Source organism: Pseudomonas sp. LAP_36 (assembly GCF_019456785.1).
In the GTDB taxonomy this organism is placed as follows: domain Bacteria; phylum Pseudomonadota; class Gammaproteobacteria; order Pseudomonadales; family Pseudomonadaceae; genus Aquipseudomonas; species Aquipseudomonas tritici.
In genome coordinates this window covers 65,577-87,111 of sequence record NZ_JAHZMS010000004.1, presented here as the reverse complement: position 1 = coordinate 87,111, position 21,535 = coordinate 65,577, and the positions used below count along the sequence as shown (strand labels likewise).

The 21,535-nt window shown below is 60.4% G+C and carries 25 protein-coding genes; 3 read left to right on the top strand and 22 right to left on the bottom strand.

Annotation, left to right across the window (positions count from 1 at the left end; genetic code table 11):
• Window positions 1-12: 12 nt before the first annotated feature.
• Both JBO08_RS15135 and JBO08_RS15130 read right to left on the bottom strand, forming a co-directional pair.
• A complete protein-coding gene (locus JBO08_RS15135) occupies window positions 13-834 on the bottom strand; it encodes an SDR family oxidoreductase (RefSeq protein WP_065889841.1) in 822 nt (273 codons plus the stop codon).
• Window positions 835-1,071: 237 nt separating this feature from the next.
• On the bottom strand, window positions 1,072-1,551 hold the full coding sequence (locus JBO08_RS15130) for a GNAT family N-acetyltransferase (RefSeq protein WP_034099874.1): 480 nt from the start codon (window positions 1,549-1,551) through the stop codon (window positions 1,072-1,074).
• 188 nt (window positions 1,552-1,739) lie between these two features.
• Between JBO08_RS15130 and JBO08_RS15125 the strand changes: the two genes are divergently transcribed.
• From JBO08_RS15125 to JBO08_RS15115, 3 genes are all read left to right on the top strand, one after another.
• Window positions 1,740-2,936: an MFS transporter gene (locus JBO08_RS15125; RefSeq protein WP_065881310.1), complete on the top strand. Its 1,197-nt coding sequence runs from the start codon at window positions 1,740-1,742 to the stop codon at window positions 2,934-2,936.
• An 85-nt stretch (window positions 2,937-3,021) separates the two neighbouring features.
• A complete protein-coding gene (locus JBO08_RS15120) occupies window positions 3,022-3,354 on the top strand; it encodes a hypothetical protein (RefSeq protein WP_065873954.1) in 333 nt (110 codons plus the stop codon).
• Window positions 3,355-3,405: 51 nt separating this feature from the next.
• A complete protein-coding gene (locus tag JBO08_RS15115) occupies window positions 3,406-3,672 on the top strand; it encodes a hypothetical protein (RefSeq protein ID WP_065873955.1) in 267 nt (88 codons plus the stop codon).
• A gap of 65 nt (window positions 3,673-3,737) precedes the next feature.
• Here the strand turns inward: JBO08_RS15115 and JBO08_RS15110 are convergent, their stop codons facing one another.
• The 20 genes from JBO08_RS15110 to JBO08_RS15015 all read right to left on the bottom strand — a co-directional run bounded on the left by JBO08_RS15110 (window position 3,738) and on the right by JBO08_RS15015 (window position 21,480).
• Entirely contained in the window at window positions 3,738-4,655 is a 918-nt protein-coding gene (locus JBO08_RS15110) for a PfkB family carbohydrate kinase (RefSeq protein ID WP_065881312.1), read from the bottom strand.
• Window positions 4,648-6,114 carry a cytosine permease gene (locus tag JBO08_RS15105; RefSeq protein WP_220074836.1) on the bottom strand — a complete coding sequence of 489 codons (1,467 nt, stop codon included), beginning with the start codon at window positions 6,112-6,114 and terminating at the stop codon, window positions 4,648-4,650. The genes JBO08_RS15110 and JBO08_RS15105 overlap by 8 nt, the downstream gene beginning before the upstream one ends.
• A 192-nt stretch (window positions 6,115-6,306) precedes the next feature.
• On the bottom strand, window positions 6,307-7,308 hold the full coding sequence (locus tag JBO08_RS15100) for an ADP-ribosylglycohydrolase family protein (RefSeq protein WP_220074837.1): 1,002 nt from the start codon (window positions 7,306-7,308) through the stop codon (window positions 6,307-6,309).
• Window positions 7,305-8,018 carry a GntR family transcriptional regulator gene (locus JBO08_RS15095; protein ID WP_065873959.1) on the bottom strand — a complete coding sequence of 238 codons (714 nt, stop codon included), beginning with the start codon at window positions 8,016-8,018 and terminating at the stop codon, window positions 7,305-7,307. The genes JBO08_RS15100 and JBO08_RS15095 overlap by 4 nt, the downstream gene beginning before the upstream one ends.
• 70 nt (window positions 8,019-8,088) lie before the next feature.
• Window positions 8,089-8,649: a DUF1285 domain-containing protein gene (locus JBO08_RS15090; RefSeq protein WP_065873960.1), complete on the bottom strand. Its 561-nt coding sequence runs from the start codon at window positions 8,647-8,649 to the stop codon at window positions 8,089-8,091.
• Between the two features lie 16 nt (window positions 8,650-8,665).
• On the bottom strand, window positions 8,666-9,271 hold the full coding sequence (locus tag JBO08_RS15085) for a DUF4823 domain-containing protein (RefSeq protein WP_065873961.1): 606 nt from the start codon (window positions 9,269-9,271) through the stop codon (window positions 8,666-8,668).
• 204 nt (window positions 9,272-9,475) lie between these two features.
• Window positions 9,476-10,444 (bottom strand): GTP 3',8-cyclase MoaA, encoded by a 969-nt coding sequence (locus tag JBO08_RS15080; protein WP_220074838.1) that lies wholly within the window; start codon window positions 10,442-10,444, stop codon window positions 9,476-9,478.
• A gap of 115 nt (window positions 10,445-10,559) precedes the next feature.
• Window positions 10,560-11,213, bottom strand: coding sequence for a TetR/AcrR family transcriptional regulator (locus JBO08_RS15075; protein ID WP_010208394.1), 654 nt, complete (start codon window positions 11,211-11,213; stop codon window positions 10,560-10,562).
• Window positions 11,214-11,650: 437 nt separating this feature from the next.
• A complete protein-coding gene (locus JBO08_RS15070) occupies window positions 11,651-12,460 on the bottom strand; it encodes a TatD family hydrolase (protein ID WP_065881320.1) in 810 nt (269 codons plus the stop codon).
• A 53-nt stretch (window positions 12,461-12,513) separates the two neighbouring features.
• Entirely contained in the window at window positions 12,514-13,503 is a 990-nt protein-coding gene (locus tag JBO08_RS15065) for a DNA polymerase III subunit delta' (RefSeq protein WP_220074839.1), read from the bottom strand.
• Window positions 13,496-14,128 (bottom strand): dTMP kinase, encoded by a 633-nt coding sequence (gene tmk, locus JBO08_RS15060; protein ID WP_220074840.1) that lies wholly within the window; start codon window positions 14,126-14,128, stop codon window positions 13,496-13,498. The genes JBO08_RS15065 and tmk overlap by 8 nt, the downstream gene beginning before the upstream one ends.
• 19 nt (window positions 14,129-14,147) lie before the next feature.
• Window positions 14,148-15,281 carry an endolytic transglycosylase MltG gene (mltG, locus tag JBO08_RS15055; RefSeq protein WP_220074841.1) on the bottom strand — a complete coding sequence of 378 codons (1,134 nt, stop codon included), beginning with the start codon at window positions 15,279-15,281 and terminating at the stop codon, window positions 14,148-14,150.
• Between the two features lies 1 nt (window position 15,282).
• Window positions 15,283-16,098, bottom strand: coding sequence for an aminodeoxychorismate lyase (pabC, locus tag JBO08_RS15050; RefSeq protein ID WP_220074842.1), 816 nt, complete (start codon window positions 16,096-16,098; stop codon window positions 15,283-15,285).
• Window positions 16,098-17,342 carry a beta-ketoacyl-ACP synthase II gene (gene fabF, locus JBO08_RS15045; RefSeq protein WP_034108354.1) on the bottom strand — a complete coding sequence of 415 codons (1,245 nt, stop codon included), beginning with the start codon at window positions 17,340-17,342 and terminating at the stop codon, window positions 16,098-16,100. Before fabF ends, pabC begins: the two co-directional genes overlap by 1 nt.
• Window positions 17,343-17,470: 128 nt before the next feature.
• Window positions 17,471-17,707, bottom strand: coding sequence for an acyl carrier protein (gene acpP / locus JBO08_RS15040; RefSeq protein WP_003175607.1), 237 nt, complete (start codon window positions 17,705-17,707; stop codon window positions 17,471-17,473).
• A 191-nt stretch (window positions 17,708-17,898) separates the two neighbouring features.
• Entirely contained in the window at window positions 17,899-18,642 is a 744-nt protein-coding gene (gene fabG / locus JBO08_RS15035) for a 3-oxoacyl-ACP reductase FabG (RefSeq protein ID WP_065889847.1), read from the bottom strand.
• Window positions 18,643-18,673: 31 nt separating this feature from the next.
• A complete protein-coding gene (fabD, locus tag JBO08_RS15030) occupies window positions 18,674-19,612 on the bottom strand; it encodes an ACP S-malonyltransferase (RefSeq protein WP_065873968.1) in 939 nt (312 codons plus the stop codon).
• 126 nt (window positions 19,613-19,738) lie between these two features.
• On the bottom strand, window positions 19,739-20,749 hold the full coding sequence (gene plsX / locus JBO08_RS15025; RefSeq protein ID WP_220074843.1) for a phosphate acyltransferase PlsX: 1,011 nt from the start codon (window positions 20,747-20,749) through the stop codon (window positions 19,739-19,741).
• Window positions 20,750-20,753: 4 nt separating this feature from the next.
• Entirely contained in the window at window positions 20,754-20,936 is a 183-nt protein-coding gene (gene rpmF, locus JBO08_RS15020; RefSeq protein ID WP_008152339.1) for a 50S ribosomal protein L32, read from the bottom strand.
• A 13-nt stretch (window positions 20,937-20,949) separates the two neighbouring features.
• Window positions 20,950-21,480: a YceD family protein gene (locus JBO08_RS15015; protein WP_049711923.1), complete on the bottom strand. Its 531-nt coding sequence runs from the start codon at window positions 21,478-21,480 to the stop codon at window positions 20,950-20,952.
• Window positions 21,481-21,535: the final 55 nt, after the last annotated feature.

Genomic DNA, 21,535 nt, shown 5'->3' with positions numbered 1-21,535 from the left:
GCGCTGCAGGTTTTAGTCGTGGTACATCACAGACCGCCCGCCATCGATCATCAGGCAGGTGGCATTGATAAAGGGCGCCTCGTCGGTCGCCAGGAACAATGCAGTCATCGCCACCTCGATCGGCTGGCCGATGCGCTTGGGCGGGTGCAGGTCGAAGGCGCGCTGGCGCTCGGCGTGGGGGTCGGCGAAGCCGTTCCAGTAGTCGACGTTGAGCTGGGTTTCGATATAGCCCGGCGCGATGGCATTCACACGAATGCCCTTGGGCGCGTACTCAATGCCGAGGGCCCGCGTAAGGCCGAGCAGGCCGTGTTTGGCCACGGGGTAGGGAAAACAGCCGGGAATGATGTGGCTGGAATGGGTGGAGGCAATGTTGATGATGTTGCCGATGCCCTGCTCGATCATGTGCGGCAACACCGAGCGGCAGCCGTACCAGGCGCCGTCGAGGTCGATGGCGAAGCAGCGGCGCCAGTCTTCGTCGGTCATTTCCAGCGGGTCGCGGAACACATTGACCCCGGCGCAGTTGACCAGCACATCCACGCGGCCGAAGCGCTCAAGGGTCAGATTGACCAGCGCCTGCCATTGATCTTTAGACGTAATGTCGACGGCTTGCGCATAGATGTCAGCCCCGCGTTCGCGCCAGTGGGCGGCGACTTGCTCGACTTTCTCACCCTGGATATCGGCGATGACCAGGCGCGCCTGCTGAGCCTGGAAACACGCGACGATGGCCTCGCCAATACCTTGGGCGGCGCCAGTGATGATCACCACTTTGCCTTTGAGCCGCTCGCCATAGGTGGGCTCGGGCACGGCGGGGAGTGACAACGGTTGTGCCTGCATCGCTTCACCTGTTTTATTTTTGGTAGTGAGTGCTGATGCAGCCGACTATAAACCTATCATTTGAAATATCTCAATATATAAATTTGCATCCCATATAGTGAGAGCGACACAAAAATAATGTGGGAGCGGGCTTGCTCGCGAATGCGATGTGTCAGTCACCAAAAATGTCGACTGATCCACTGCATTCGCGAGCAAGCCCGCTCCCACATTTTGATCTTCAGTGTTTACAGAAGGGTGCTAGCCGAGGGCGAAGTCTCGTAGTGCATCACCTTCCATGCGATAGCGCACCCACTCTTCCTGCGGCTGCGCGCCGATGGATTTGTAGAAGGCAATCGCCGGCTCGTTCCAGTCCAGCACGCTCCACTCAAAGCGCCCGCAACCGTTATCAAAAGCAATCTTCGCCAAATGGCGCAGCAGCTTCTTGCCCGCCCCGCCGCCGCGTTGCTCCGGGTTGATGTAGAGGTCTTCCAGGTACAGGCAGTTGCTGCCCAACCACGTGGAATAGCTGAAGAAAAACACCGCGAACCCAATCGGCACGCCATCGCGTGAACAGATCAGGCCGTGGGCGGTGGCGCCCTCGCTGAACAGGCTGCGCTCAATGTCCACCACGCTGGCGATCACTTCATGCCGGGCTTTTTCGTACTCAGCCAATTCAGTGATGAACGTCAGGATCTGCGCAGCATCGCTGGGCACAGCGGGGCGAATCTCGATGGTCATGGGTGAGCCTTGGCAATTTCAAAGCACACATACTAAGGCGCTTTCATGACTGATTGCAGTGCATTTTCACTGGGGCCGGGGCGCTTTACTCCGCTGTGGAGCAATGCGAGCACCATCAACCACAGAACAATCCGCGCAGGCAGGCATGGTAAACAGACGGCACACCTCCAACAATTCGAGACGTGCCCATGCCTGCGATGCCCTCGGTGAGCGCGAAAACCTTCGCGCTGTTCTGCCTTGCCAGTTTCCTGCTGTCGCTGTCCTACGGCTCGACCTTTTTGCTGTCGCTGTTGATTCATTCACGCGGCGGCAATGAGCACGATGCCGGTAGCGTGATCTCCACGGCGATGCTCAGTACCTTCGTCGCGGTGGTGCTTTCCGGGCATTTGGCGGATGCGTTGGGTGCGGCGCGTGCGATTGCGGGGATGGGCGTATTGCTGGTGGTGGCCTGCCTGGGTTTTGCGCTGGTGCCAGGGTTTGGTCAAGGCTTGATGCTCTTCGGGCTGTCGCTGGGGCTGGGCTGGGGCGTGTTCTACACGCTGGGACCGATCATCGTGACGTTGCTGGTAGAGCCTCACCATCGGGCCAAGTATTTTGCGCTGCTGTCGGGCAGCATGTTGAGCGGCATCGGCGCAGGCCCTTTGCTCGGGCGAGCCGCCAGCGCGCTGGAGCTGCCACTGACAACCGCATTTTATATCGCCGGATTGGCCAGCCTGGCAGGTGCCGTGATGTTCTGGCGCATGGGCGCACAGCTCAAGCATCACACCCACGTCCCCACGGCAAAGATCTCCTGGGCTGCCAGCCGTCGAGTGCTGTCTTCCAAAGCGGTGTTCGCCATCCTGATGGTCGGCCTGGGGGGTTGCGTATTTGGCGGGCTTTCATCGTTCCAGACCAGCTACGCCGCCGCCCATGGGCTGGATTATTCGCTGTTCTTCGCGGGTTTCCTGAGTGCGGCAATCACCAGTCGCCTGTTGATCGCCGGCTTTGTGGTCAAGCGTGATGCCTACCGGGCGGCCTGCGTGTTATCCGGGATCATGCTCGGGTCGATCGCGCTGTTTGCCTTTGGCGTGAGCGGAAACCTCAGCTATTTGCTGGCAGCGGCGCTGTTGGGGGTCGGGTACGGACTGACATATTCCGTGATCAACGGGCTGGTGGCCCATGAGGCGCCATCCGGCATGACGTCCCAGGCGTTGCTGCTGTTCAGCCTGGCATATTTTGTCGGAGTCTTCGGGTTTCCGTGGTTGGCGGGCAAGCTCATCGTCGACTACGGCTTGTCGGCGCTGATGATGAGCGTGCTGGGGGTGGCCACCTGCAATTGGTTAATCAGCGTCGCGCGATTGGCCTGGCGTCGAGTCTCGTCACACAAAATCTTACAGGTCACTTGATACCGTTCGTCGCCATCAAGGCACGATCAGGAAACGTCCACTGACCAATAGAGGGTAAGGACATTAATCATATGGAGACACCCTCATGAAGAATTCCACGTTTGCTGCCCTCGCGCTCACCGGCCTGCTGTCGGCAGTGTCCCTGAGCAGTTTTGCCGCCACATCGTCGACCGGCACCACCACGCCTGACGCGACCAGCGAGTCGCAGAAATCCATGGGCACTGGCCTGGATACCAATGGCGGCGCGGTCATCGACAATACCAATGGCGCTGACCCGCACACCAAAGGCCACGACGCCGAACGCCAGGCGCCTGCCGCCGTCGGCAACGGCAAAATGGGCCCATCCGTGAATGAGCCGAAGATCAATAAAGGTGATGATTCGAACCTGCCAGGCGCGCCGAAACAACCTGCGCCATAAACAGCGAATCGCTCTACAGACACCCGATCATTTCCCAGTGAAGAGGTATGCATGAACGTCGATAAAGACCTTGAAAAAGAAGTCCTCACCCGCCTGCTGCACGCTCACCCTCAAGGGTTGGGCAAGGAAGTGCTGGATAACTACCGCGGAGAAAAAGTGGTCGCCAGTGCCTTGGCATTTCTGCAGGATCGCGGGCTTATCAAGGATGGGCATGTGACCACCGATGATGCCGGGGAGTATTCGTTGAATCTGCCGATCAAGCTGACGGCGTCAGGGGTGGATGAGGCGCGGAAGCTGGAAAGTCAGACCGCCCAGTAATGTAGGGCACACCGCAAAACACTGTGGGAGCCGGGCTTGCCCGACTCCCACAATTTTGATTGGGTTTATTCAGTGAGCAGGGCATTGACCTCAGCGGTGCCAGGTGAGGTTGCTGGTCCCCAGCGTGTCACCGCCAGCGCCGCTGCCGCATTCGCCCGCTGCGCCGCTTCAGCGGGTGTAAGACCATTCGCCAACCCCGCGATAAACACCCCCGCATGGGCATCCCCCGCGCCATTGCTGTCCAGCGCCTTCACCTTGAAGCCCGGCACATGGTCGGCCTGGCCTTGTCGGCTGACCCAGCAACCATTCGGTCCATCACGCACCACCAACAATGCGGTCTCGGGCAGATGGTGCCTCAAGTCGCCCAGTGCATCCGCCAACGTACCCGTCCCCGTAAACGCCAGCGCCTCCGGGCCATTGCTGGTCCAGATATCGATACGCGGCAGCAGGGCCACCATCAGAGCAGAATCGGGTGCCTTGACCAGCGGGCCCGGGTCGAACACGACGGTGATGTGACGGGGCAGCGCCAGCAGCCAGTCGACCAACACCTGAGCCTTGCCTTCCAGCAACAGGCTGTAACCGCTGACATAAACGTAATCGTCCGATTGGGGCACCACGCCCGCCAGATCCTCGGCGCTCAAATCACCTTCCGCGCCGATATGGGAAATGAACGTGCGCTCGGTGCTGGCCTCGGTCAGCGAAACGCATAGCCCCGTGTCTTTATCCGTGCTGGGCGCCTGGGCGATTTCCACACCTTCGGCCAGCATCGCTGCGCGGGCCAGGTCGCCAAAGCGCCCGTTGCCGTGGCGCCCCAGATAGATCACCGACAGCCCATTGCGCTTGGCCGCGGCCATTACATTGAAGCCCCCGCCGGTTTCGAAGCTGGCCGATTTTGCCAGCACGTCGCCGCCGGATGCGGGCAAGGTATCGAGGGCCATGACCAGGTCGACGATGACTTGGCCGGTGTGCAGCAATCTAGACATTGGGGCTCTCTACCAAAGCCGGGCGACGGTCAGCCGCGCCGCCCAGTAGCGCATAAATCCCGCCGGCCACCAGGAAGGTGACGATCCAGCCCAAGCCGTTATGGCCCAGCCACGAGTCGGACAACGGCCCGGCGAACCAGATGTTTTCGGCGGTGGTGCCAATGGTGGTGAAGCTGAAGCCCAACACAATCGCGAGGGCCCAGGCGCCGAATGCGCGCCACTCCACACCGCCGCGATACCAATAGGCGCTGCTTGGGCTCACGTCCAGCAAGTCCGTGGGGCTGTAGTAGTGACGGTGGATCAGGTCGACCACGAAAATACCGACCCAGGCCGTAATCGGCACCGCCAGCAACGAGATGAACGTGATAAATGGGCCATAGAAACTGTCGGCGATCAGCATGAAGTAAATCGAACCGGCGAAGATTGCCACGATGTCGACGATCACCGCGTGCACACGCTTGACCTTCAAACCGAGGGTCAAGGTGGTGAGGCCTGCCGAATACACCGACAGGTTGTTGGAGAGCAGCAGCCCGCCGAACGCCGTGATCAGGTACGGGACCGCCATCCAGGTCGGCAGCATGTCGCGGATCGCGATGATCGGGTCAGTGGCCGACGCCAAGTCGTTATTGCCCACCGACAGCAGGCCGCCGAGGGTGATCAGCAACACCAGCGGGATGCCCGCACCAAACGCGGCAGATGCCACCAGGCGCGCAGCTTTTACACTGCGGTGCTGGTAGCGCGACATGTCGGCGCCGGCATTGGCCCAGCCGATACCGGTGCCCGCGGCCATGGTGCCGACGCCAATGATCATCGCGCTGAGCGGTGCCGGCGTGGCATTGAACACTGCGCTCCAATCGATAGTGGCGCAAAGGAAGCCGCCGACCAGAATGTTCAAGGCGCCGAACACGTAGGTGGCCCACTTCTGGATCACCAGCAGGGTGGCGTGTCCGAGGCCGGATACGGCCAGGGTCAGCAGCACGAAGATCGCGATGAATATCAGGGTGAGTACCGGTGCGCTTTTCGCTTCCACCGCAGAACCGAACAGGATCGAACTCAACGACAGCAGCACAAAGGCGGCTGTGGTGGTGTTGACGGTTTCCCAGCCCAGGCGTGACATCAGCGACACCAGCGTTGGGCCGATATTGCCGCGCACGCCAAAGATGGCGCGGGACAGCGTCAAGCTGGGCGCGCGGCCACGCCGACCGGCGATGGAGATGATGCCTACCACGGCAAAGGAACCGGCAGCGCCGAGGATCGCCACGATGATTGCCTGCCAGATCGCCAGGCCGCGAAACGCCACCAGCGTCGCGCCAAGCGGTAAGCCAAGAATGCTGATGTTGGCCGCAAACCACACCCAGAACAGTTGCAGCGGGTGCCCGTTACACTCGCTTTCCGGGACCGGTTCGATACCACGTGTTTCCAATTGCCCAGCGCTCAGGCCGGAAGAGGTGCTGCTCATGAGGGACGCTCCTGGTGCCTGTATTGTTGTAATTGTGGCAAAGAATCCAATCTCTAAGCCGGTCATCCTGACTCAACGCAATCAGTGTGGGAGCTGGCTTGCCTGCGATAGCGGTCAACCCGTTAGTGCATCAATGGCTGGCACACCGTCATCGCAGGCAAGCCAGCGCCCACATTTTTTGCTCTGCGGTGTTCAGCGCAATGTGAGCAGCCCTTGAACCAACGGCTGCAAATCCAGGCCGTTGACCTGCTTGACCTGATCGATCATTGCCTCAGGCCAGCACTGCATGCCCAGGCATGCGCCCAACATGGCACCCAGAATCGCGGCGATGGTGTCGGTGTCGCCGCCAAGGCTGGCGGCCAGGCACAGGGCCTCGAAGGCATTCATCTCGCCCACCGCCACTTGCTGGGCCAAAGCAAAGGACACCACCACCGACTCCTGTGAGGCCACGGAGGTGCCAATCAACTCATACAGCAGGTCGGCGAACAGGACCTTGTCACCGCTGTCGACGCTCAACGTCCGCGCCCAACTGATGCGCGTGGAAATACGTCCGCCGGCAATCCAGTGGCCATGGTTTTCGGCTTGTTGGGCGATTTGCATACCGATATTGAGTGCCTCACCCAAATCCACGCCGTTAATGCCAGCCGACACCACCGCCGCTACCGCCGCTGCACTGGAGATACCCAGGGTGGTGTTATGGGTGACCTGGCAGGCCTGGATCACCGCCTGGATGAAGTGCGCCGGGTCGCTGATATCCGCGGCGATCCCCACCGGCGTGATGCGCATCGCGGCGCCGTTGGTGGTGCCATAGCGCCCGGATTCTTCCGGCGTGTGGCCGGCGAGGATCATGTCGATCGCGCGCTTGGTCGATGGGCCGAGTAAATCCTGCGAGCCCTTGGCACGCATGACTGCCTCCCAGTCGATCAGGCGCTGGGCGAGCACGGTGGGTTCAATCGTGCCCTGGCCTTCCACCAGCAATTCGCCCACCAGGATCGCCTGCTCGGTGTCATCGGTGATGGAGCCGGCGGGCATGTTTGGCGCGATGGGCTGGTCGGCATCGGCATCTTCCAGGCCGGTGATAGCACCGAAGCGCGCCCGGACTTGCTCGCGGCTCAAGGATTGGGTGGGCATACCCAGGGCATCGCCCAAGGCCAGGCCGTAGAAGGCGCCGAGGGCGCGAGTGTGCGGGGTCATTTCGAATGTCCAAACTGCAGGTGCAGACGAAAGTGCAGAGGATCGAGCCAGCTTTCGACGTACTCCATGAAGCGCTCGCGACGATCGTAGGTCGTGCGCGACGCCTTGAGAAACACCGTGCCTGCAGGACGACCAAGCAACTCGGCGTCTGCATCGCTGAGGGGCTCGGCACCGATCCACTGGTCACCTTCGGCCCCGACATACCCGTAGGCTGCCAGGGTGATGGTCAGGGAATCATCGATCAGGCCCACGTCAGGCAGGCTCTCCAGGCCTCCGGAGGCTGGCATCAGCGAGCGCTCCAGGGACACGGCGGTGCCGTCGGTAGTGCGGCGGCGCCGGTCGAGGGCGATGAATTGGTCACTGCCGAAACGGTTGAACAGGTCCGGGCGAGTCACCGCTTCCAGGCGCAGGATATCGGTGCTCACCCGCGCGCCGGTGTCGGCCAGGGCTTGGGCCCAACCGCTATGTTGGTCGAGCACCATGCCGTCAAAGGTGACGATGGAACCGACGCCGCTCTGGGTCGCGATGTAATTGCGCCGTTTGAGTTCAGCCAGGGCTTCGCGCAGGGTGCCGCGACTGACCGCAAACTCCTCGGCCAATTGGTGCTCACCCGGCAACAGAAAACCGTCGACCATCACTCCGCCCTCGATACGGCGGATTAGCTCGTCGACGACGCGTTTTTTCTTATCAAATCGAACATGTCTAATCATGTACAAATTGATAACCGAAACCGGTTATTTACAGCAAGCGAATTATTTCAGGAACGTGAAAAAACGGGCCCTAAGGTTCCAGCCCAATACGGAAAAACTCCCCAGCGCTCCAGACACCAAGCCAGTTCTGACCGTTGATCGGACGGCTCACCGCCAGCTCCACCAATTGGTAGAAAGCGTTTCGATGCACCAAGGCTTCAAGGTTGGTGCGCACCCGAATGTAGGGCGCGGGCTCCTGGGTGAGCGGATCGATCACCACGCGCAACGGATGTTCAAGACCGGCTTCGACCTGCTCATCCACGTTGGTGGTAAAACGCAATACCTGGCTTTCGCCCTGCCCTTCGACTTCCAGGGTCACGGCGACAAACGGCGCATCGTCGACGGTGATGCCGACTTTTTCCACGGGAGTGATCAGGAAGTAATCATCGCCATCGCGGCGGATGATGTTGGAGAACAGCTTGACCATCGGCTTACGCCCGATCGGCGTACCCTGATAGAACCAGGTGCCGTCGCGGGCGATGCGCATGTCGATGTTGCCGCAGAAATCCGGGTTCCACAGATGCACCGGCGCCGGTCCCTTGCCTTTGGGCAGTTGGGCCAACAGATCGTTGGCCTTGGCGGAATCGGTCATGGGCTTCTCCTGGTGCTTATTGATCACTCATCCCCAACAGGCCGCGGGCGTACTGCGCCAGGGGGCGAGCAATCAAGTCTTCTGGCTTATTGTCGTGGAACGTCAGTAAACCGCCACGACTGCGAATACGTGCAGTATCAATCAAATACTGGGTGCTGGTCTCGATCAACATGATCTGGATGACACCGTTGTCCAGGCCAACACGATCAAGGGCTTGCTGATCAGCCCACTCGTCGGCATTGCCGATACGGTCATCCGCTGCCGCAAATCGGCAGTACAACAGGTAGTGAGCGCCGGCTGCACGGGCTTCGGACATTGCCTGCTCCAAACCTTCCGGTTGGCGGGCGCGGCGGACCATGGGGAAGTATTCGACGAAGCCGTTGAAGGCTTCCTCTGCCACCACGTTAGGACGCGGGTAGGCACTGCCTGGCGGCACGAAGGCACCCTGGGCGATAAAGATAAAGGAGTCCGGCTGCACGCGAATCGAGGCCGTGCGACGGGTGTCACTGTGGTCGAGCAAGCCGGCATCGCTCATCTGATAGCGGGTGCCTTCGGCCATATCGCTGACGGTCATGCAACCACTCAGCGTCAACGACGCCAGCAACAAAACCAGACTACGCATCCTAATCCTCCAGAAGCCGGTGACGGAAAACCGGCGAATGGGCGTGAGATGCAGATTCTGCGCCAGCTTGACGACAACACATAGCAAATGTGGGAGCTGGCTTGCCTGCGATGGCGGTCTGTCAGTGACCTGATTGGGTGACTGACATTCCCCTATCGCAGGCAAGCCAGCTCCCACAGTGGCGGTATGCCGGATTGAAATTGATCAGCCGCCAATAATCTTCATGATGGTGGCACCGCCGGAGAACGCCACTTCCTGCTTATCCCCCAACGCCTTCATCAACAGGCCTTGCAGCGCAGGCAGCGCTTGATGGCGCGGCTTGTCCAGCAGGTCGCCGACATAGTGACGGTTGCTCGACGACAGGCAGCCATGCAACCAGCCCGTGGACGACAACCGCAGCCGTGAACAGGTACGGCAGAACGGCACACTCTCGTTGGCAATCACGCCAAAGAAACCCTTGCCCGGTACTTCGTAGCGTACGGCGGTGGCGTCCACGGGGGCATTGGCTTGCAGGTATTCATACCGTTCGCCGATCAGGCTCAGCAGTTGCTGCAAGCTGACAAATTGCTGCAGGAACGCGTTGGAGTCCTTGGCCAGGTGGCCCATGCGCATCAGCTCGATAAAGCGCAACTCGTAGCCGCGCTCCAGGCAGTAATCGAGCAGCGGCATCACTTGGTCGAGGTTCTGGCCGCGCAACGGCACCATGTTGACCTTGATCTTGATCCCGGCAGCGCGGGCCTGGTCCATGCCATCGAGCACGGTGGCCAAGTCACCGCCACGGGCGATGCTGCGGAAGGCGTCCGCATCCAGGGTGTCGAGGGAGACATTGATGCGCTTGATCCCGGCCTCCACCAGCAACGGCAGTTTGCGCGCCAGCAGTTGGCCGTTGGTCGTCAAACTGATGTCACTGAGGCCCATCTGCCCCACTGCGCCCATGAAGGCTTCCAGCTTGGGGCTGACCAGCGGCTCTCCGCCGGTAATGCGCAGGCGGTCGATGCCGGCCGCCTCAATAAGATAAGCCACGCCGCGCGCCATCGCCTCGGCCGAGAGTTCGTCCTGGGCAGCCACCAGCCGCTTGCCGTTAGGCACGCAGTAGGTACACGCGTAATTGCAGGCTGAGGTCAGGCTGATCCGCAAATTGCGAAAACGCCTGCCTTGACGATCAACGATCATGGATCACTCCGGCAGAGGATGATTCGGGCGCGCTAAAAGCTGACTGATAAATCAGCTTTTAGCAAGAGTCCATGCCTGAGTATATTCCTGGGGTACTGCGCGTGGCAGCAAATCATTACGTGGCGGGCGTTTCAGCCGGTGGCTGCTCGGCGCTGTGCTTGCGCTTGTTGCCCATGCGCACGCCGATATCCATCAGGAACTGGAAAAAACCTTCCTGATCTTCCAGCACATTGCTCCAGAACGGCGAGTGATACAGCGCGACAGCACCGTGTACCAAGGCCCAGGCGGCGCAATAGTGGAAATACGGCGGCACGTCTTCCAGCTTGCCTTCGCTGATGCGACCCTTGATCAGCAGCGTCAGGCGCTCGAAGTTCGAGGCGCGGATCTTGTGCAACTCCTCGACCATTTCCGGCACTTGATGGCCCTTGACCACCTTCTCTTCCAGACGGTCGAACAGGCGGTAGCGCTGCGGATCGCGCATGCGGAACTCGAAGTAGGCGCGGGACAGGGCTTCCTTGTCCTTGTCCACATCGGCCGAGTGCAACAGCTCGTTCAAATCACGCTCGTAGTCGAGCATCAGGCGCAGGTAAATCTCGGCCTTGGACTTGAAGTGCTTGTAGATCGTGCCTTTGCCGATACCCACGGCATCCGCAATCATCTCGACGGTGACGCTGTCTTCACCCTGTTCGAGGAACAACTTCAATGCGGTGTCGAGAATTTCCTGCTCACGGCGGCGAAACTCACGGACCTTACGGGGTTCTTTGTGCATGAGAAAGAGGTCTGCAGAGGTCGAAATAGGGAGGGTTGCGCAGGGCCACGGATACGTGGCGATACGATTTACCCAGTGCGAGGGATTATCCCGACTGAACGGTCGTTGGGCAATGTCTATGTGAACCCGTAATGCACTTTACTTTCAGCGCACCAACGTTTGCATTGATTTCAGTCAGAAATAATACGCAACAACTGCCCCTGTACACCTGCTTGATGAGAACTCAAGCGAAGCGCACGTATTCCAAATCTGTTTAAAAAACGACCAGTCGCGACTGGACTGAATCGGATACTGATCAATACTTGAACTGTCGGCGTGACATCTCCCCCAAGTGACGCGTCGACCTGGGTACCAACGGACCGCGTGCCCTTGTTTTACTCCTAATGGTCTTAGCCCGGATTCACCCCCCCAGAACCCGGGTTTTTTTTGCCTGCGATTTAGTTATCTACACAATGCTGTAGTGAGCCGGCCACGTGAGCCAGCGGGAACAGGCGCTTGAAGTTCTCGGTGGTCTGTTCGGCAAAGCGCTCGTAGGATTCGCCGCGCAGCATCGCCAGGTAATCCGCCACATCGCGCACATACTCCGGCAGGTTTGGCTTGCCGCGATGTGGGATGGGCGCCAGGTAAGGCGAGTCGGTTTCCACCAGCAGGCGATCGGCCGGGACTTGGCGCGCGACGTCGCGCAGGGCGTCAGCATTGCGGAAGGTAACGATGCCCGACAGGGAAATGTAGAACCCGAGGTCCAGGGCCGCCTTGGCCATGTCCCAGTCTTCGGTAAAACAGTGCAACACGCCAGCCTGGGGCAGCGCGGCTTCGCGCAGCAGGGCCAGGGTGTCGGCACGGGCGCCACGGGTGTGGACGATCACTGGTTTACCGGTCTGTTGGGCAGCCTGCAGGTGCAAACGGAAGGAGGCTTGCTGCAACTCGGCGGCTTCGGGCTCGTAGTGATAATCCAGGCCGGTTTCACCGATGGCCACAACGCGCGGGTGATTGAGCTCGCCCAGCAGCCAGTCGAGGGCCGGGGCTTCGCCGGGCTTGAGGTCCAGCGGATGGATCCCCACCGAACAATCCACATCGGCATACCGATCAGCCAGGGCTTTGACGTCGGCAGCATTTTCAGCGCTGACGCCGATGCACAGGAAGTGCCCTACTCCGCGCTGGCGTGCCGCTTCGAGCGCGGCGTCAAGAGAGCCGCCGTGCTGGGCAAGGTCAAGGCGATCAAGGTGGCAATGGGAATCTACGAGCATAAGAATTAAGTCACTGAAAGTGTTTGACCAACGATACCCGTCAGCCAGGGAAATTAACGCCGGCCAAGCAAACCGACCCACTGCACCAGCAGCGCTTCAAGCAACAGCACACGGTTGAGGTTGGCTTTGCCGAGCACCTTCTGACGCTGGGCGAGGATCCAGTCCTGGATCGTCAGCACTTTGTCCTGAGCACTTTTTTGCGCCAGGTACTGCACCACTTTGCGCATGTCCGGCAGGCCCAGGCCGTTTTCATCCTGGGTCAGCTGGTAGCGCAAGATCAGGCTCGACCAATCGCAGAACCAATCGAACAGCAATAGCAGGGGAACGTCCTTCCAGGCGGTTTCAGCCAACTGGGTGGCGGACACTTCCTGCTTGATCAGTTTCTTTACGCCCTCCACCACCAGTGCACGTTGCTCACGCACGCCTTGGGCTTGCAGCTTCACCGCGGCCAATGGCGAGCCCGCTGCCAGTGTCAGCAACTCGCCCCGTTCTTCCTGACTGCACTGCGGCAACGCCTGCGCCAGCCACTCAAGACTCAGGGCCTCGCTCGGCAGCGGGCACGCCTGCTGCACGCAGCGGCTGCGGATGGTCGGCAGCAAACGGCTCGACTGGTGGCTGACCAGCAACAACACGGTATCGCCAGACGGCTCTTCCAGGCTCTTGAGCAAGGCGTTGGCGGCGTTGATGTTCATCGCCTCTACCGGTTCGATCAACACCACCTTGCGCCCGCCCATCTGCGCGGTTTGCACCACGAAGCTGACGAGGTCACGAACCTGGTCGACCTTGATCGCCTTGTCGGCTTCCTCGGGCTCCAGTATGTAGTTGTCCGGATGGCTGCCGGCCTTGAGCAACAGGCAGGATTTGCACTCACCGCAAGCTTCCAGGTTGACCGGGCGCTGGCACAGCAGGCTGGCCATGAGTCGCTCGGCCAAGTCTCGCTTACCGATACCTACCGGCCCATGCAACAGGTAGGCATGGGCGTGGTGAGCACGGCCGGCCAATTGTTGCCACAGGCTGGCCTGCCACGGATAGGCTTCAGCCACGGGCGCGCTCCAGCAGTGTTGGCAACAGCGCGTCGATGGCTTGCTGCACCTGGGCCAGCGGTTGGGCCGCGTCCAGCAGGTAATAACGCGTAGGCTCGGCCGCAGCACGTTTGAGGAACGCAGTACGGACCGCGTCGAAGAAGGCCTGGCCTTCCAGCTCAAAACGGTCCAGGCGACCACGGGCACTGGCGCGGGCCAAGCCCACTTCCACCGGCAGGTCGAACACCAGGGTCAGGTCAGGGCGCAGCTCGCCTTGGACGAAGGTTTCCAGAGTGGCGATGCGCTCCAGGCACAAGCCCCGACCGCCACCCTGGTAGGCATAGGTGGAATCGGTAAACCGGTCGCAGATCACTACGGCACCGCGCGCCAGGGCCGGGCGAATCACCCCGGCCAAGTGCTGGGCACGAGCGGCGAACACCAACAGCAGCTCGGTGTCCGGGTTCATCTGCTCTTCACCCGGCGCCAACAGCACCTCACGGATGCGCTCGGCCAGCGGCGTGCCGCCGGGCTCGCGGGTCAACACCACCTCGATGCCTTGAGCGCGCAAGCAATCGGCCAGGTAATCGCGGTTGGTGCTTTTGCCGGCGCCTTCGGGGCCTTCCAGGGTAATAAACAAGCCAGTCACAGGCAGTCCTTAGTCAAAATTATTGCGGGCTTTGCGGCGCAGCGGCGTCCGGCGCAGGCTCGGCCGGTTTATCAGCTGGCACTTCCGCCGGTGGCGTTGCGTCTTGCGCAGGCTTCACCACCGGTGCCGGACTGGAGCGGTAATCGGCGCGGCGTTTGAGTTGGAACTCACGCACGGCGGCATTATGCGCATCCAGGTCATCGGAGAAAATATGGCTGCCATCGCCCCGTGCGACGAAATACAAGCTGCTGCCCGGCACCGGGTTCAGCGCGGCATGGATCGCCTCGCGGCCGACCATGGCGATAGGCGTCGGCGGCAGACCGGCAATCATGTAGGTGTTGTAAGGGGTGGCTTCCTTGAGATGAGCGCGGGTCAACTTGCCGTTGTAGCGCTCGCCCAGGCCGTAGATCACCGTCGGGTCGGTCTGCAACAGCATGCCGATCTTCAAGCGACGCACAAATACCCCGGCGATCTGCCCACGCTCCTCAGGTACGCCGGTCTCTTTCTCCACCAGGGAAGCCATGATCAGCGCTTGATAAGGGTCAGTGTATGGCGCATCGGCGGCGCGCTTGCTCCACTCCTGAGCGAGTACATCGTCCAGGCGGTTGTAGGCTTTTTTCAGGAATTCGACGTCGGTCATGCCACGCACGAAGCGGTAGGTATCGGGGAAGAACCGCCCTTCGGGGAACACGCCAGGGTGGCCGAGTTTATCCATGACTTCGCTGTCAGTGAGGCCCGAAAGGCTCTGCACGATCTTTTCGTGCTTGGCCAAGGCCGAGCGCACCTGGCGGAAGTTCCAGCCTTCGACCAGGGTCAGGCTGTATTGCACCACTTCGCCACGCTGCCAGAGGCCGATCAAGCCCTGCGCCGTCATGCCGGGCGTCATGCGGTATTCGCCGCTGTGCAGTGGCTGGCCGTCGAGGTTGAAGCGCCAATACAGGCGCAACCAGAAAGCGCCGTCGAGCACGCCATCGGCTTCCAGGCGATTGAAAGTGCCGGTCGGGGTCGCCCCTGCCGGTACATCGAGCAATTGTTCCTGGGTCAAGTTCAAGGGCTGCTTCAAGGCAGAATCGAACTTCCAGGCGGAATAGCCCAACAGCAAAGCCGCCGAGAACAGACCGATCAGCAGCAGTACAACCAGTTTTCGTATCAACTCAAATTTCCAATAGCGCGCGAACAATGCCCTGCAGTTTACGGGTGAGCGGCCCAACCGACCAGCTCATCGCAGCGTACCCGCGCACCGGCCAAATGCCATAAACGCTGTTGCACACAAAGACTTCGTCAGCCTGCTGCAACTGCGCAAGGCTGATGTCGGCCACGGCCACCGGGGTGCCCAGTGCTTGAGCCTGGGCCAGAATCTCGGCGCGCATCACGCCGGCAACGCCGCAACGCGTCAGATCAGCGGTTAGTAACAAGCCATTGCACACAATGAACAGGTTACTGAATACGCCTTCGATGACACGCCCAGACATGTCCAGCATCAAACCTTCAGCGTGCTCGGCATCCTGCCATTCGGCACGGGCGATCACCTGCTCAAGGCGATTCAGGTGTTTGAGGCCGGCCAGCAGTGGCTGCTCGGCCAACCGGGTGGCACACGGAAACAGGCGGATGCCGTCGGTTCCATGGGCGAGGGGATAAGTAGCGGGCGGGTTGCCCTGCAAGATACGGCGCACTGGCGCGCCAGGGTTGATGCCATAGCCACGCAGACTGTCGCCACGGGTAAGGATCAACTTGAGGACAGCGTCGCCAAGGGCGGCGGCATAGGCCAGCACTTCGTTGCGGATCAAAGGCTGATCTGCAACCAAAGCGAGGCGCCTGCAACCCTCATCGAGGCGTTGCAGGTGACGGTCGAGCAGCACCGGCTGCCCGGCCCTGACGGCGATGGTTTCGAACAGCCCGTCGCCATACGCCAGGCCGCGATCTTTCAGGGGCACGTTATCCGCTGGCTGACCGTCGACCCAGCTGTGCATCACTCGGCGAACCGGCGGAACACCAGGGACCCGTTAGTGCCACCAAAACCGAACGAGTTGGAGATCACCACGTCGATCGGCATCGGCTGCGCTTCGTGAGGCACGAAGTTCAGGTCGCAGCCTTCGTCCGGCTCATCAAGGTTGATGGTCGGGGGAGCGACCTGATCCTTGATGGCCATCACGCTGAAGATCGCTTCAACCGCACCCGCCGCGCCCAACAAGTGGCCGGTCATGGACTTGGTGGAGCTGACCGCCAGCTTGTAGGCATGCTCGCCGAACACCGACTTGATGGCTTCAGCTTCCGCCAAATCGCCAGTCGGCGTCGACGTGCCATGGGCATTGATGTACTGCACCTGGTCCGGGTTGACCTTCGCATCGCGAAGGGCGTTTGTGATGCAACGCGCAGCGCCGGCACCGTCGGAGGGTGGCGAGGTCATGTGGTAAGCGTCGCCGCTCATGCCAAAGCCGATCAGCTCGGCATAGATGGTCGCGCCACGCGCCTTGGCGTGTTCCAACTCTTCCAGCACCAGGGCACCGGCGCCGTCGGACAGGACGAAACCATCACGGCCTTTGTCCCACGGGCGACTGGCGCGGGTGGGCTCGTCGTTGCGGGTCGACAGTGCACGGGACGCACCGAAGCCGCCCATGCCAAGGCCACAGGCCGCCATCTCGGCGCCGCCAGCGATCATCACGTCGGCTTCGTCATAGGCGATGTTGCGCGCCGCCATGCCGATGCAGTGCGTGCCGGTGGTGCACGCCGTAGCGATGGCGTAGTTAGGCCCCTGTGCGCCCAAGTGGATGGACAGGAAACCGGAAATCATGTTGATGATCGAGCCCGGCACGAAGAACGGTGAAATTCGACGGGGCCCGGAATCGTGCAACGTGCGGCTGGTTTCTTCGATATTGGTCAAACCACCAATACCCGAACCCATGGCCACGCCGATGCGGTCACGGTTGGCGTCGGTGACTTCCAGGCCGGCGTTCCGCACTGCCTGAAAACCGGCTGCCAGGCCGTATTGAATGAACAGGTCGAGTTTGCGAGATTCTTTGACCGAGAGATATTCCTCGACATTGAAGCCCTTGACCGAGCCGCCAAAACGGGTGGAATAGGCAGAAAGGTCCGTGTGTTCGATCAGACCAATACCACTGTGGCCAGCCAGAATGCCCTGCCAACTGCTCGGCACATCCGTGCCCAGTGGCGACAACATACCCATACCGGTGACTACGACGCGTCTACGCGACACAGCACTCTCCTTTTTCTAATGACGACACTTTTGCTTCAGCGCTCACATTTCGTCAGGGCTAAAGAAAAAACCGCACGCCGTTACAGCAGTGCGGTTTTTCCCTGAAAGCAAGCGACGACTACAAACTATTACGCCTGGTGGCTAGTAACGTAGTCGATAGCAGCTTGAACAGTAGTGATTTTTTCAGCTTCTTCGTCCGGGATTTCGGTCTCGAATTCCTCTTCCAGAGCCATCACCAGCTCAACGGTGTCAAGGGAATCGGCACCCAGGTCTTCTACGAAGGAAGCAGTGTTGACCACTTCTTCTTCCTTAACGCCCAGTTGCTCGGCGACGATTTTCTTGACGCGCTCTTCGATGGTGCTCATACCTTGTTTAACTCCTAATGGACAAATTCAGGCAGCTGGCCAGTGGGTAAGTGTATAGAAAGCCATTTCAGCTTTTCAACTGAAAGCTTCACCCAGTACCCGGTCGGCCACCCGCCTATAAATTAAGTTGCAGCTTTATAACGGATTTTAGACAGCTCGTATGACATTTTTTTGAAGCGATCCGTCACAATTTAACTCATGTACATCCCGCCGTTCACCGGGATTGTAGCCCCAGTCACGTATGCCGCACCGTCGGATGCCAGGAAAGTGACCACATTCGCGATCTCTTGAGCCTGGCCCAGACGGCCCAGCGGAATCTGCGTCAGCAAGGCTTCACGCTGTGCTTCCGGCAACTCGCGGGTCATATCGGTGTCGATGAACCCTGGAGCCACCGAGTTGACCGTAATCGACCGCGAGCCGACTTCACGTGCCAATGCACGGCTGAAACCTTCCAGACCGGCCTTGGCGGACGCGTAGTTTACTTGGCCTGCGTTGCCCATGGCACCCACTACGGAGCCAATATTGATAATTCGGCCCCAACGCGCCTTGGTCATGCCACGCAAAACGCCCTTGGACAGGCGAAACAGACTGTTCAAGTTGGTATCGACCACGTCGTACCACTCGTCGTCTTTCATGCGCATCATCAGGTTGTCGCGGGTGATGCCTGCGTTGTTCACCAGAATTGCCGGCGCGCCAAACTGTGCGGTGATCGCGGCCAGTACGGCAGCCACGGACTCATCGCTGGTCACGTTCAGCTCAAGGCCGGTGCCTTGCACGCCGTTTTCCTTCAGGGTCGCGGCGATACGCTCGGCGCCCGAGGCGGACGTGGCAGTGCCGATCACAATGGCGCCCTGACGGCCCAGCTCCAGGGCGATAGCCTGGCCAATGCCACGGCTTGCGCCGGTAACCAGTGCAACTTTACCTTGCAGACTCATGCAGGCTTCTCCTAAGTTCGGAAATTGAGGGTCAGACCAGGGCTGCGCGAGCGGCAGCAAAGGCGTCAGGTGTATTGAGGTTGGCCGTCGAGACGCCGTCGGCGCAGCGCTTGTTCAGGCCGGCGAGGACTTTGCCCGGGCCGCACTCGACCAGCTCGGTGGCGCCATTGGCCGCCAGGGTCTGGACCGATTCAACCCAGCGCACGGGCTTGTAGAGCTGCTCGAGCAGGTCGCGCTTGAGGGTGTCGAGGTCGGCCGCCACGGCGGCGCTGACGTTCTGTACCAGCGGGATCTGCGGTGCCTGCCAGTTGATGGCAGCGATGGACTCGGCAAAACGCTCGGCCGCCGGGCGCATCAATTCGCAATGGGACGGTACGCTGACCGGCAACGGCAAGGCACGCTTGGCGCCACGGGCCTTGCAGATTTCGATTGCGCGCTCAACGGCAGCCTTGGCACCCGCGATGACCACTTGGCCAGGGGAGTTGAAGTTAACGGCGCTGACCACGTCGCCCTGGGCCGCTTCGGCGCAGGCTTCGATCACCACGGCGTCGTCCAGGCCCAGGATAGCGGCCATGCCGCCCTGCCCTGCCGGAACGGCTTCTTGCATCAGCTGCCCACGACGCTCGACCAGCTTGACCGCTTCAGCCAGGGTCAAGCTGCCCGCCGCCACCAAGGCGCTGTATTCGCCAAGGCTGTGACCGGCGACGAATGCTGGACGCGCGCCGCCTTCCGCCAGCCACAAGCGCCACAGGGCGATCGAAGCGGTCAGGATGGCCGGCTGGGTTTTATCGGTTTGATTGAGTTGCTCTTCCGGCCCCTGCTGGGTCAGTGCCCACAGGTCGTAACCCAGGGCGTCGGAAGCTTCCTTAAAGGTGTCCAGGATCAACGGGTATTGCGCGCCCAGTTCGGCCAACATGCCGAGGGACTGCGAACCCTGCCCTGGAAAGACGAATGCGAGGGATGTAGACATGTAACAAGCCCCTAATGATCTGGTCGTCAAAAATGCGCACGCCTACGGTGGGAGCGCACGAAACTGACAGATTGGATGGTCAATTGAACTGGCCGGTCACATTTAAGCATTCCCGGGCCGATTCGCCTAAGGCAACAGATCCTCAAGACGGCCGTGCAAGCGTTGCGGCAGGTTCTCCTGGATCTCGATCACGGCCCGCGCAATAGCACTTTGAAAGCCCTCGACGCCAGCCGAGCCATGGCTTTTTACCACAATGCCCTGCAACCCCAGAAAACTTGCGCCGTTATGCCGCGCCGGGGCCAGGTCAGCCTGCAAGCGGCGCATCAACGGCAGCGCCAGGGCGCCGACCAGGCGCGACGCCAGGTTCTGCTTGAATAACGCCTCGATACGCGTGGCGATCATGGTCGCCAGGCCTTCGCTGGACTTGAGCAGGATATTGCCGACGAACCCGTCGCACACCACCACGTCCGCCTCGCCACGGTACAAACCATCACCCTCGACGAATCCGATGTAGTTCAAGCCGCGCGCGCTTTGCAGCAAGGTGGCGGCGAGCTTGACCTGCTGGTTGCCCTTGATGTCTTCGGTGCCGATATTCAGCAACGCCACCCGCGGCCGGGCCACGCCCAGCGCTTCGGCGGCCACCGAGCCCATCACGGCAAACTGCAACAGGTGCTCGGCACTGCAATCGACATTCGCACCCAGGTCCAGCAACTGGCAGTAACCTTTCTGCGTCGGAATCGCCGCCACCATCGCCGGGCGATCAATGCCCGGCAATGTCTTGAGCACATGCCGCGACAACGCCATCAAGGCCCCCGTGTTGCCGGCACTGACACAGGCTTGCACCTTGCCATCACGCAGCAGCTCCAGGGCCACCCGCATCGAAGAATCGGGCTTGCCACGCAGGGCTGCCGCCGGTTTTTCATCCATACCAATGGTTTCGCTGGCCGGCGCAATCGTCAGGCGCGCGCGATCCACCGCCGGATGGCTGGCAATCAGTTCTTCAAGAAGGGAGGGTTGACCAACGAGGGTCAGGTGCAGCGAGGGTGTGGCAGACAGGCTGGCAATGCAGGCCTGAACAATGCTGCGGGGACCGAAGTCCCCGCCCATTGCGTCTATCGCGATGACTAGAGCAGACAAGTGATTACTCGTCAGCGCCCTTGTCGATCACTTTACGACCACGGTATACGCCTTCTGGCGATACGTGGTGACGCAGGTGAATTTCACCGGTGGTTTTTTCTACAGACAGAGTGCTCGCCGTCAGGGCATCGTGCGAACGACGCATGTCACGGGCAGAGCGGGATTTTTTGTTCTGCTGAACAGCCATAATTGATTAACTCCTAAACGTTTGGGTCACGCTTTAACTGCGCCAATACACTGAACGGGTTGGACCGCGTTACCTCGTCCTCGCTCGGTTCGGACTCGTCGCCGAGGTCCGCCGGCTGCTGGCATTCTTCCGGATGATGAGCAGGCACAATGGGCAAGGCGAGCAGAAGCTCCTCCTCGATCAGTGCATGCAGATCCAATGGATCTTCGCCCAGTTCCAGCACGTCATAACCTTTCGGCAACGACTGGGTATTCGCACCCTCTTTCACCACAGCATAACTGCATTCGCTGTGGATCGGCAGGGTGACCAGCTCAAGACAACGCTGGCAAACCATTTTGACTTCGGTGTCGATAACGCTGTGAATTACCACAGATTTACGTTCATCTCGTTCAAAAACGAATTTAGCCTGCACCGTACCGACAGTGTCGGAAAGCGGGTCGCAGAGTCTCTCCAAATTGGCCAACAGCAACTCACCTTGAAGGGAAGTGCCACGATCAGCCAGTTTGCGCGGGTCAACGTGAGGTGGAATCGGGTCATTCAACATAGGCGCAGCATTATAGGGATGCACCGGGCCATGTCAAAGGAAATTCAGCCCTGTG